This window comes from Burkholderia sp. 3C (assembly GCF_054589155.1).
The window spans coordinates 27964-39059 of record NZ_BAAILN010000161.1 but is presented as its reverse complement, the minus strand read 5'-3'; the positions used below and the strand labels follow the sequence as shown (position 1 = coordinate 39059).

General features: G+C 68.8%; 11 protein-coding genes. 7 read left to right on the top strand and 4 right to left on the bottom strand.

Going from position 1 to position 11096, the window contains the following annotated elements; all coding sequences use genetic code 11:
* The 4 genes from ACYP33_RS34855 to ACYP33_RS34840 all read right to left on the bottom strand — a co-directional run.
* On the bottom strand, positions 1 to 834 hold an 834-nt coding region (locus ACYP33_RS34855), incomplete at its 3' end, for a TolC family protein (RefSeq protein WP_459625604.1).
* A gap of 14 nt (positions 835 to 848) precedes the next feature.
* A complete protein-coding gene (locus tag ACYP33_RS34850; protein ID WP_414441140.1) occupies positions 849 to 2423 on the bottom strand; it encodes a DHA2 family efflux MFS transporter permease subunit in 1575 nt (524 codons plus the stop codon).
* Positions 2420 to 3496 (bottom strand): HlyD family secretion protein, encoded by a 1077-nt coding sequence (locus ACYP33_RS34845; RefSeq protein WP_459625603.1) that lies wholly within the window; start codon positions 3494 to 3496, stop codon positions 2420 to 2422. The genes ACYP33_RS34850 and ACYP33_RS34845 overlap by 4 nt, the downstream gene beginning before the upstream one ends.
* Before the next feature lie 353 nt (positions 3497 to 3849).
* Entirely contained in the window at positions 3850 to 4419 is a 570-nt protein-coding gene (locus ACYP33_RS34840; RefSeq protein WP_459625602.1) for a helix-turn-helix domain-containing protein, read from the bottom strand.
* Between the two features lie 36 nt (positions 4420 to 4455).
* On the opposite strand from ACYP33_RS34840, the gene ACYP33_RS34835 reads away from it, so the two are divergent.
* The 7 genes from ACYP33_RS34835 to otnI all read left to right on the top strand — a co-directional run bounded on the left by ACYP33_RS34835 (position 4456) and on the right by otnI (position 11068).
* Positions 4456 to 4980: an N-acetyltransferase family protein gene (locus tag ACYP33_RS34835; protein ID WP_459625601.1), complete on the top strand. Its 525-nt coding sequence runs from the start codon at positions 4456 to 4458 to the stop codon at positions 4978 to 4980.
* Between the two features lie 205 nt (positions 4981 to 5185).
* On the top strand, positions 5186 to 5890 hold the full coding sequence (locus ACYP33_RS34830) for a FadR/GntR family transcriptional regulator (RefSeq protein WP_414448275.1): 705 nt from the start codon (positions 5186 to 5188) through the stop codon (positions 5888 to 5890).
* Positions 5891 to 5938: 48 nt separating this feature from the next.
* Entirely contained in the window at positions 5939 to 6829 is an 891-nt protein-coding gene (gene ltnD / locus ACYP33_RS34825) for an L-threonate dehydrogenase (RefSeq protein WP_459625600.1), read from the top strand.
* 13 nt (positions 6830 to 6842) lie between these two features.
* Positions 6843 to 8141, top strand: a complete 1299-nt coding sequence (gene otnK, locus ACYP33_RS34820; protein ID WP_459625599.1) for a 3-oxo-tetronate kinase — start codon at positions 6843 to 6845, stop codon at positions 8139 to 8141.
* Complete coding sequence (gene otnC, locus ACYP33_RS34815; RefSeq protein ID WP_414448278.1) at positions 8138 to 8776, top strand: 3-oxo-tetronate 4-phosphate decarboxylase; 639 nt, start codon at positions 8138 to 8140, stop codon at positions 8774 to 8776. The genes otnK and otnC overlap by 4 nt, the downstream gene beginning before the upstream one ends.
* Before the next feature lie 123 nt (positions 8777 to 8899).
* Complete coding sequence (locus ACYP33_RS34810) at positions 8900 to 10216, top strand: MFS transporter (protein ID WP_459625598.1); 1317 nt, start codon at positions 8900 to 8902, stop codon at positions 10214 to 10216.
* A 75-nt stretch (positions 10217 to 10291) separates the two neighbouring features.
* Complete coding sequence (gene otnI, locus ACYP33_RS34805) at positions 10292 to 11068, top strand: 2-oxo-tetronate isomerase (protein WP_459625597.1); 777 nt, start codon at positions 10292 to 10294, stop codon at positions 11066 to 11068.
* The last annotated feature ends 28 nt before the right edge of the window (positions 11069 to 11096 follow it).

The window sequence follows — 11096 nt, the reverse complement described above, 5'->3', positions numbered from 1 at the left end:
CGCGTCGCCCATCAGCACGTCGAGCCGGTTGCGCTGCTGCGCGGCCTGCGTCAGCAGCCCCGGCAGCAGCGCGCGATCCTGCGCCAGTTGCGCCTCGGCGTCGTCGCGGTCGCGGTCGAGCGCCACGCCCTGTTCGACGCGATCCTCGGTCACGCTCACCAGCGCGCCATCGGTGTCGATCTGTTCGCGCAGCAGCACGATCGCGGCCTGCGCGCTGCGCAGACGGAAGTACGCGTCGGCCGCCTCGGCGGCGATCGACACGCGCGTGCCGAGCCGCGCCGCCTCGGCCGCCTGTGCCTCGTCGCGCAGCGCTTCGGCGCGGCGATGCAGGCCGCCGGCCAGGTCGAGTTCCCAGCTCGCGCCGGCGTCGATCTGTTCGAGCGTGAGGTTGCGCGAATAGCCGGGCGACTGGCTGACGATGGTGCCGAGCGGGCTGACCAGCGATTGATGCTCGTGGACGATGCTGCCGTCGAGGCTGCCCTGCGGCAGCCAGGCGGTGGCCGCCTCGCCGGCCGCCGCGCGCGCCTGCACGACGCGCGCCTGAGCCGCGGCCAGGTCGAGGTTCTGCGCGAGCACGCGATCGATGATGCGCGTGAGCGCCGGATCGTCGAAGCCGGTCCACCAGCGCGCGAGGTCGGCCGTGCTGTCGCCGGACACCGCCGCGAGCCCGTCGCCCGCGTGGTAGCGCTCGGCCATCGCGACCTCGGGCCGATGGTAGTCGGGGCCGACCATGCAGCCCGCCAGCAACAGGGTGGCCAGCAGGGCCGGGGCCAGCGCGTGCGGCAGCGGCAGGCGCGGCAGCGCGCGGCGGCCGGTACGGATGAGATGCGTCATTGTCGATTCCCTGTTCAGTGTCCTGCGTCGCTGCTCGGCTGCTTCGGCGGCGCCACCTTGCGCAGCAGCGGCACCATCGCCACGGCGATCACGAAAGCCACGCCGACCACGAGGAACGCGTCGGCGTAGGCCATCGTCGAGGCCTCGCGATAGGCCAGGCCGCGCAATTGCAGCAGCGTCGCGCCGGCCGCGTGGGCGGTGTCGCCGAACGCCTGCCCGAAGCGCGCCTGGGTGCCGTCGATCAGCGTCTGCATGGCGGCGTTGCCGCTGGTCAGCGTGCTGGCGATCCGTTCGAAGTGAAAGTTAGTGCGGTTGTTGAGGATGGCGCCGCAGATCGCGATGCCCACCGCGCCGCCGAGGTTGCGCATCATGTTGAACAGCCCGCTGGCGTACTTCACGCGCGCCATCGGCAGGCTGCCCAGCCCCAGCGTGACGGCCGGCGCCACCGCCGGCACCTGCGCGATGCCGCGGATGATCTGCGGCCAGAACAGTTGATCGCCGCCCCAGTCGCTCGTCACCTGCGCGAAGCTCAGCATCGACAGGCCGAACATCGCGAGCGCGCCCATCAGGATGTGGCGCGTGTCGAAGCGGCGCGCGAGCACCATGTACACCGGCACGCCCAGCAGGCCGCCGAGGCCGGTGGCGCACACCACGGTGCCGGTCTGCAGCGCCGAGTAGCCGCGCACGTAGCCGAGGAACAGCGGCATCAGATAGATCGTGCTGAAGATGCCGATGCCGGTGATGAACGACAGGATGCAGCCCACCGTGAAGTTGCGGTTCGTGAACGCGCGCAGGTCCACCACCGGCTTGTCGTAGCTGAGGCTGCGCCATACGAACAGCAGCCCGGCGATGCCCGAGATCCAGGCCGCGTGGCGGATGTCGGCGTCGTCGAACCAGTTCCAGCGCGAGCCTTCCTCCAGCACGTATTCGAGCAGGCCGAGGAACACCGCCATCAGCGCGATGCCGAGGTAGTCGGCATCCTTGAGCAGCGAATGATCAGGCTCGTCGATATCCACCATCGTCGCCACCCCGAGCGCCACCAGCAGGCCCGGCACCACGTTGATGTAGAAGATCCAGCGCCACGACATCACGTCGGTGATCCAGCCGCCGATCACCGGCCCGAGCGCGGGCGCGACCGAGGCGATGGTGCCGATCACGGCCGCCGACATCGCGCGCCGCGGGCCGCTGAAATAGTGGAACGACGAGGTGAACACGGTGGGGATCATCGACGCGCCGAGCATGCCCTGCAGCGCCCGGAACAGGATCATGCTGCCGATGCTCCAGGCCATCCCGCACAACATGCTGGCCACCGTGAAGCCGATCGCCGACGCCACGAACAGCCAGCGCGTCGAGAACACGCGCGTGAGCCAGCCCGACAGCGGAATCGTGATGATCTCGGCGATCAGATAGGCCGTCTGCAGCCAGCCGATCTGATCCTGGCCGGCCGACAGGCCGCCGCCGATGTCCTGCAGCGAGGCGGCCACCACCTGAATGTCGAGCAGCGCGACGAACATGCCGACGCACATGATCGCGAACGGCAAGACGGACGGATCGGACGGCGCGGCCGCGTCCCGGGCGGCGGCGGTCATTGATGCTCCGAGCGGGTATCGACGCTCGCCTGCACCGACAGCCCGGCGCGCAGCGCGCCGACTCCGCTCACGTCCGGATCGAGCGTGATGCGCACCGGCACGCGCTGCACGATCTTCGTGAAGTTGCCGGTGGCGTTCTGTGCCGGAATCACGCTGAACACCGAGCCGGTGGCGGGCGCCAGGCTGGCCACGTGGCCTTCGATCTTCAGGCCGGTGTTGACGTCGGCCTCGATCTCGACCTTCTGGCCGGGCTGCATGTGGCGAATCTGGTCTTCCTTGAAGTTCGCATCGACCCACAGGCCCTTGGCCGGCACCAGCGACATCAGTTGCGTACCCGCCGCCACGAACGTGCCCGGATGCGCCGAGCGGTTGCCCACGTAGCCGTCGACCGGCGCGAGCAGCGTGGTGTAGCCCGTATTCAACTTGGCGTTGCGCATCGCGGCTTCGGACTGCTCGATGCGCGCCTGCGCTTCCACCTTCTGCGCCTCGATCACGCCGAGCTGGCGGCGCTGCGCGTTGACCGCCGCCGCCGACGCCCGCACCTTGGCGCGGGCCTGGTCGAGCGAGGTTTGCGCGCGCTGCGAATCCTGCTGCGTGCCCGAATGCGATTCGGCGAGGTTCGCGTAGCGCTGCGCGTCGCGGCTCGCGAACTGCTGCGCGGCCTGATCGACGTCGGCCTGCGCCTGCGCCTGGGCGATGTCGGCCTCGATCAGCGCGTGCTGCGCGTCGAGCCGCGCCAGCGCGGCCTTGGCGGCGTCCACCTCGGCCTGCGCCGCGTCGAGCCGCGCCGTGAAATCGGCCGGATCGAGTTCGATCAGCGGCTGGCCGGCGTGCACCAGCGCGTTGTCCTCCACCAGCACACGCGCCACATAGCCCGACACGCGCGGCGAGATCACCGTGACGTTGCCGCCCACGTAGGCGTCGTCGGTCGATTCGTAAAAGCGCCCGCTGAACCACCAATAGATGCTGTAGCCCACTGCCCCGATCAGCACAATCGTCAGGATCGCGAAAGGAATGATCCGGCGCTTGCGCGGTGCCGCGGCTTCGCCGGCGGCGGCGTTGTTGTCTTGCATGCTTGACTCCTGTAATCGGGGATGCCAACCGGGGCCGTGCACGCGAGATGCACGGCCCCGGTCGGTAGCGAATGGCTGGCGTCGTCATTGCATGACGATCATCATTCAACATGATATGACGTACATCATTCAATGCGCAAGCGCGATGGCAATCCGGCCCGAGGGGCGGGTGACCGTTCAATCGTAGGAGGAATTCGGACGGCGCCGAGGGCGGCGTCAGTGGCATGCGGGCGCGGCGCCGACGAACGGCGTGTCCGCCGCGAAGGCGCTGCTCAGTTGGCTGGGGCGATCGCCCGGCGCTTCAGGGAACCGGCGGGTCTCGCCATGCAATGCACGGCAAGACCCGCCGGCGTTCAGCCCTTGCGCACCAGCACCACGGCGTATTTGCAGTTCGCGGCGCTGTCGTTGCGGAACACGCAATCGCTGGGCGGCCCGATTTCCAGACAATCGCCGGCGTGCAATTCGTGGCGCTCGCCGCCCTCGACGAACACCAGCGTGCCGTCGAGCACCCAGATCAGTTGCTGCATGTGCTGATAGGCCGAGGCCGGCATCGGAATATCCGCGCCGGGCGGCAGGTCGATTTCGACGAGGTTCAGCGGCGACACCGATTTCGGCGACACATGGCGGCGCACATAGCCGCTTTGCGGATCGACCCACACCGGCTGATCGTCCACCCGCAGCAAGCGCCCCTCCGCCAGTTCGGCCAGCGCCAGCAGCGCCGACATGCTCAGGTTGAACGCGCCCGCCAGCTTCGCCAGCGAGGTGGCCGTCGGGCTGCTCTCGCCGCGCTCGATCTTGTGGATCATCGCGCGCGACACGCCCGACGCCTCCGCCAGATTGGTCAGCGACCAGCCGCGGCTCTCGCGCTCGGTGCGGATTCGGGCGCCGATTCGTTGATCGATGTCGTCTACTATGGTGTACACTCGTTTTAATTTAGTGGACAGCCCAAGGAGGCTGGCATGGAAATTCGCGACGCGGATTGGCAGGACATCGAAGGTATCACGGCGATCTACAACGACGCGGTGCTGAATACCACGGCGATCTGGAACGAGACCGCCGTGGATGCCGCCAACCGCACCGCCTGGCTCGGCGACCGCCGCCGCGCGGGCTACCCGGTGCTGGTGGCCGTGGACGATGCGCAGCAGGTGCTCGGCTACGCCTCGTTCGGCGACTGGCGCGCATTCGACGGCTACCGTCACACGGTCGAGCATTCGATCTACGTGCGCGGCGACCAGCGCGGCAACGGCCTCGGCAAAACGCTGATGATCGCGCTGATCGATCGCGCGCGCGCGATCGGCAAGCACGCAATGGTGGCCGGCATCGAGGCCGGCAACACCGGCTCGATCCGCCTGCACGAAAAGCTCGGCTTCGAGAACGCCGGCACGCTGCGGCAGGTCGGCATGAAGTTCGGCAAGTGGCTCGATCTGACGTTCATGCAGTTGACGCTGGATACGCGGGCAACGCCGGATTCGCCGACCACATAAGCGCCGGGCGGCCCGGCCCGCCCGTGCGGCCCCGATCGGCAGGGCCGCACGCCTCATCTTCCCTTCCTCGCCCCTTTCGCCCGGCCGATCCTCTCCCGGCAAGGCTTTCCCGCATTCCGCCCCATCGCCCCGGGTATTCCCGAGTGCCACCCTCCAATCAAAAATTTGTATGATGACCACATAACCTGACAAACCCGGCCCGTCCATGTTCGAAAAAATCCCGTCCCGCGCGATGAGCGATACGGTCGCGCAGCAACTGCTCAAGCAGATCGAGATCGGCAGCTTCACCGCCACCGGCAAGCTGCCGACGGAATCGGTGCTGGCGCAGGAGTTCGGCGTGAGCCGCACGGTGATCCGCGAGGCGATCTCGCGCCTGAAGAATGAAGGCGTGGTGGAGCCGCGCCAGGGCAGCGGCGTGTTCATCTCGCAGCACGGCGCGATCCGGCCGCTGCGCATCGATTACGCCGAAGCGGTCGAATCGGGCTCGCTCGCGCATCTGCTGGCGGTGCGCCGCGCGATCGAGGCCGAAGTGGCGGCCGAGGCCGCCAAGTGCCGCACCGACGCCGACATGGTCCGCATCGACGCCGCGCTCGCGAAGATCGACACGGCCGTGGCCGAAGGCCACGACGGCGTGGCGGAAGACATCGCGTTCCACCGCACCATCGCCACCGTCACCGGCAACCCGTATTTCCTCAAGACCCTGAGCTTCCTGAATCAGTACCTCGAAGCCGGCGTGGTGGTCACGCGCCGCAACGAAGCCACGCGCGAGGATTTCTCGCGCCAGGTGCGCGAGGAACACGCCGCCATCGTCGACGCGATCCGCGCCGGCGACGCGCTCGCCGCCAGCAACGCGGCGCGCACCCATATGGTCAATGCCGCGCGGCGTCTCGCCCAAGCCGGCATCCGCTGATTTCCGCCCGGCCAGGCCGGGCGCTTCCCGTTCATACGAAGGTTCACCATGTCACGACAAATAGGCGTCATCGGTCTTGGCGCGATGGGGTTGGGCGTTGCCCGCTCGCTGCTGCGCGCCGGCTTCACGGTTCACGCGTGCGACGTGCGCGAGCAGGTGCTCGCCGATTTCGCGGCCGAGGGTGGCCAACGCTGCGCCAGCCCGGCCGAGCTGGGCGCGAAGTGCGAGGTGGTGGTCACGCTGGTGGTCAACGCCGCGCAAACCGAAACGGTGCTGTTCGGCGAACACGGCGCGGTGCCGGCCATGCGCGCCGGCTCGGTGGTGATCTCGAGCGCCACCGTCTCGCCCGAGTTCGCCGTGCAGCTCGGCGCGCGCGTCGAGGCGGCCGGCCTGCTGATGCTCGATGCGCCCGTGTCGGGCGGCGCCGCGCGCGCGGCCTCGGGCGAAATGACGATGATGACGTCCGGCCCCGCCGCCGCCTACGCGGCCTGCGAGGACGTGCTGGCCGCCATCTCGGGCAAGGTCTACCGGCTCGGCCACGAATACGGCGCCGGCTCGAAGGTCAAGATCATCAACCAGTTGCTGGCCGGCGTGCATATCGCCGCGGCCGCCGAGGCGATGGCGCTGGGCCTGCGCGAAGGCGTCGATGCGGATGCGCTGTACGAGGTCATCACGCACAGCGCCGGCAACTCGTGGATGTTCGAGAACCGCGTGCCGCACATCCTGAACGGCGACTACACGCCGCTGTCGGCGGTCGACATCTTCGTCAAAGATCTCGGCCTCGTGCTCGATACCGCGCGCCGCAGCAAGTTCCCGCTGCCGCTGTCGGCCACCGCGCACCAGATGTTCATGAGCGCGTCGAGCGCCGGCTACGGCGGCGAGGACGATTCCGCCGTGATCAAGACCTTCCCCGGCATCACGCTGCCGGGCGCCCGTTGACGGAACCTTCGACATGACTGCATCCCACACCTCCACGCGGCCTCTGCTCGGCTGCATCGCCGACGATTTCACCGGCGCCACCGATCTCGCCAACATGCTCGTCAAGAGCGGCATGCGCACCGTGCAGACGATCGGCGTGCCCGACGCCGGCACGCCACTCGACGCCGACGCGATCATCGTCGCGCTGAAGTCCCGCACGATCGCCGCCGGCGACGCCGTCGCGCAATCGCTCGAGGCGCTCGCCTGGCTGCGCGCGCAAGGCTGCCGCCAGTTCTATTTCAAATACTGCTCGACGTTCGATTCGACCGACGCCGGCAACATCGGCCCGGTGGCCGACGCGCTCGCCAAGGCGCTCGGCGCGCAAGACCAGCTCGCGATCGCCTGCCCGGCGTTCCCGGAAAACGGCCGCACCATCTATCGCGGCCACCTGTTCGTGGGCGACGGCCTGCTCAACGAATCGGGCATGGAGAACCACCCGCTCACGCCGATGAAGGACGCGAACCTGGTGCGCGTGCTGCAGGCGCAAACGCCGTCGAAGGTCGGCATGGTGCGCTACGACACCATCGCACGCGGCGCGCAAGCCGTGCGCGACGCGTTCGCGGCGCTGCGCGCCGACGGCGTGCGCTTCGCGATCACCGATGCGCTGTCCGACGCCGATCTGCACGTGGTGGGCGAAGCCTGCGCCGATCACGCGCTGGTGACGGGCGGCTCGGGCATCGCGCTCGGCCTGCCGGCCAACTTCCGCCGCGCGGGGCTGCTGCCCGAACGCGGCGACGCGGCGGCGCTGCCCGGCATCGGCGGCCTGGCCGCGGTGCTGGCCGGCAGCGCGTCGAAGGCCACCAACGCGCAGGTCGCGCACTGGCGCGAGGCGCAGCGCCCGGCGTTCCGCATCGATCCGCTCGCCGTCGCGCGCGGCGAGGCGGTGGCGGTGGCCGCGCTCGAATTCGCCGACCGGCACCTGCCCGAGCCGGTGCTGATCTACGCGACGGCCACGCCCGACGAAGTGAAGGCGGTGCAACAACAACTCGGCGTGGAAGCGGCCGGCGAGCTGGTCGAGCTGACGCTGGCGGCCATCGCGCGCGGCTTGCAGGCGCGCGGCGTGCGCCGCTTCGTGGTGGCGGGCGGCGAAACCTCGGGCTCGGTGGTGCAGGCGCTCGGCGTACGCGCCTTGCAGATCGGCGCGCAGATCGATCCGGGCGTGCCGGCCACGGCCACCCTCGACGGCCGGTTCGCGCTGGCGCTGAAGTCGGGCAATTTCGGCGCCGTCGATTTCTTCGACAAGGCCCTCAAGCAACTGGAGCAGCTCGGATGAGCCACGAAAGCACCCTGCGCGACACCATTTGCGAAGTGGGCGCGAGCCTGTTCGCGCGCGGCCACGCCGTCGGCACGGCCGGCAACATCAGCGCGCGGCTCGACGACGGCTGGCTGATCACGCCCACCGACGCCTGCCTCGGCCGGCTCGATCCGGCCCGCATCGCCAAGGTCGACCTGAGCGGCAACCAGGTGTCGGGCGACAAGGCCTCGAAAACGCTGGCGCTGCATCGCGGCATCTACGAACGCAATCCCGAATCGCGCGGCGTGGTGCATACGCACTCCACGCATCTGGTGGCGCTGACGCTCGCCGGCGTGTGGCAGCAAGAGGACGTGCTGCCGCCGATCACGCCGTACTACGTGATGAAGGTCGGCCACATCCCGCTGATTCCCTATCGCCGCCCCGGCGATCCGGCGGTGGCGGCCGAGGTCGCGGCGCTGGCCGACCGCGTGCGCGGCGTGCTGCTCGAACGGCTCGGCCCGGTGGTGTGGGCGCCGTCGGTCGAACAGGCGTCGGCCGTGCTGGAGGAGCTGGAGGAAACCGCGCGGCTCTGGCTGATGACGAACCCGAAGCCCGCGCCGCTCGATGCGGCCGCGCTCGACGACCTGCGCAACACCTTCGGCGCGCGCTGGTAAGCCGATTGGCAAGCCCCGGCGCAACGGCGACAGGCGGGCCACGCAAGCCCGCCCCCGCCGCCGCGCCGCCCAACGACTCGCGATCCGAATCGCGCGCGACAGACACCACACGGAGACGACACCATGACACCGCATCCCGCCGCGCCGGCCGCCGCCCAGGCGAGCCCCACCGAACTCGATAGCACCTACAAGAAGGTCTTCTGGCGCATCATGCCGTTCCTGATGCTGTGCTACGTGGTGGCCTACCTCGACCGCGTCAACGTCGGCTTCGCCAAGCTGCAGATGTCGCAGGATCTCGCGTTCAGCGAGACGGTGTTCGGCCTCGGTGCGGGCATCTTCTTCGTCGGCTACTTTTTGTTCGAACTGCCGAGCAACCTGCTGATGCACAAGATCGGCGCGAAGATCTGGATCGCGCGGATCATGATCACGTGGGGCCTGCTGTCGGCCTTGTTCGCATTCGTCAAGACACCTGCCCAGTTCTACGCGCTGCGCTTCCTGCTCGGTCTGGCCGAAGCCGGTTTCTACCCGGGCGTGATCCTCTACCTCACGTACTGGTTCCCGTCGCACCGGCGCGCCAAGGTGATCGCGGTGTTCATGTCGGCGATTCCCGTCTCGGGCATCTTCGGCAACCCGCTGTCGGGCTGGATCATGGGGCGCTTTCACGGCGGCTCGGGCTTCCATGGCTGGCAATGGATGTTCATGCTCGAAGCCGTGCCGGCCGTGCTGGTGGGGATCGCGACGCTGTTCTATCTCGACAATGGCATCGACCGCGCCAAGTGGCTCACCGCCCGCGAAAAGACGCTGCTGCAGGACGACATCGCCGCGCAGCCGCATCTGCAATCGAAGGAAAAGCATTCGCTACGCGCGGTGTTCGCCGACAAGCGCATGTGGTGGATGTCGCTGATCTACTTCAGCTTCGTGACGGGCCAGTACGGCCTGACGTTCTGGATGCCCACGCTCGTGAAATCCACCGGTATTCAGGATAACTTCACGATCGGCCTGCTGTCGGCCATCCCGTTCCTGGTGGCGATCGTCGTGATGAACCTGTTCGGCTACAGCTCCGACCGCCGCCGCGAACGCCGCTGGCACCTGATCGTGCCCGCCACGATGGGTGCGATCGGCTTCGCCGTGGCCGCGCTGTTCCCGCACAATACCGCCGTGTCGATCGTGTTCCTGTCGATCGCGGCCGGCGGCGTGCTGACCTGCGCGCCGCTGTTCTGGTCGCTGCCCACCGCGTTCATGGCGGGCAGCGCCGCCGCCGCCGGGATCGCCATCATCAACTCGGTCGGCAACCTCGCGGGCTTCGCCAGCCCCTACCTGATCGGCTATCTGCGCGACGCCACCCACAGCACGGCGTCCGGCATGTACATGCTGGCCGGCATGCTGGTGATCGGCGCGCTCGCCGTCTGGCTGACGCCCGCGAAACTCGTGAACCGCTGATTCTTCGCCGCCGCGCCGGCACGCCTTCGGGCCTGCCGCGCGGCGCCGCTCCACTCTCCTGACGGAACCGCCGCCATGCCACGCTTCGCCGCGAATCTTTCGATGATGTACACCGAGCACCCGTTCCTCGAGCGCTTCGCCGCTGCCGCGCGCGACGGGTTCAAGGCCGTCGAGTACCTGTTTCCCTACGAGTTCGACGCCACCGAACTGAAGGCGCGCCTGAGCGACGCCGGTCTCGTGCAGGCGCTGTTCAACGCGCCGCCGGGCGACTGGGCCGCCGGCGAACGCGGTTTCGCCGCGCTGCCGGGCCGCGAGGACGAATTCCGCCGCGCCGTGGATACCGCGCTCGACTACGCCCGCACGATCGGCAACGACAAGCTGCACGTGATGGCCGGCCTGGTGCCCGCCGACGCCGACCGCGCGCGCCATCGCGATACCTACGTCCGCAACCTGGCCTACGCGGCCGAAGCCGCGCACGCCGCCGGCCTGCTGGTGGTGATCGAGCCGATCAACACGCGCGACATGCCCGGCTATTTCCTGAACCGCCAGGACGATGCGCAGGCGATCTGCCGCGAGGTGGGCGCGCCGAACCTTCGCGTGCAGTTCGACTGCTATCACTGCCAGATCGTCGAGGGCGACATCGCGATGAAGCTCAAGCGCGATTTCGCCGGCATCGGCCATATCCAGATCGCCGGCGTGCCCGACCGCCACGAGCCGGACCTCGGCGAGCTGAACTACCCCTACCTGTTCGAGCAGATCGACGCGCTCGGCTACGACGGCTGGATCGGCTGCGAATACCGCCCGAAGGCCGGCACGTCCGACGGCCTCGGCTGGCTGCGTCCGTACCTGTAAGCATGCATCGCCCAAGCGCACAACCTCA

Excerpts from the sequence above, each read along its gene's own strand:
- otnI (WP_459625597.1), top strand. The coding sequence starts at position 10,292 with ATGCCACGCTTCGCCGCGAATCTTTCGATGATGTACACCGAGCACCCG.
- ACYP33_RS34835 (WP_459625601.1), top strand. The coding sequence starts at position 4,456 with ATGGAAATTCGCGACGCGGATTGGCAGGACATCGAAGGTATCACGGCG.
- otnK (WP_459625599.1), top strand. The coding sequence starts at position 6,843 with ATGACTGCATCCCACACCTCCACGCGGCCTCTGCTCGGCTGCATCGCC.
- ACYP33_RS34850 (WP_414441140.1), bottom strand. The coding sequence starts at position 2,423 with ATGACCGCCGCCGCCCGGGACGCGGCCGCGCCGTCCGATCCGTCCGTC.
- ltnD (WP_459625600.1), top strand. The coding sequence starts at position 5,939 with ATGTCACGACAAATAGGCGTCATCGGTCTTGGCGCGATGGGGTTGGGC.
- ACYP33_RS34810 (WP_459625598.1), top strand. The coding sequence starts at position 8,900 with ATGACACCGCATCCCGCCGCGCCGGCCGCCGCCCAGGCGAGCCCCACC.
- otnC (WP_414448278.1), top strand. The coding sequence starts at position 8,138 with ATGAGCCACGAAAGCACCCTGCGCGACACCATTTGCGAAGTGGGCGCG.
- ACYP33_RS34830 (WP_414448275.1), top strand. The coding sequence starts at position 5,186 with ATGTTCGAAAAAATCCCGTCCCGCGCGATGAGCGATACGGTCGCGCAG.
- ACYP33_RS34845 (WP_459625603.1), bottom strand. The coding sequence starts at position 3,496 with ATGCAAGACAACAACGCCGCCGCCGGCGAAGCCGCGGCACCGCGCAAG.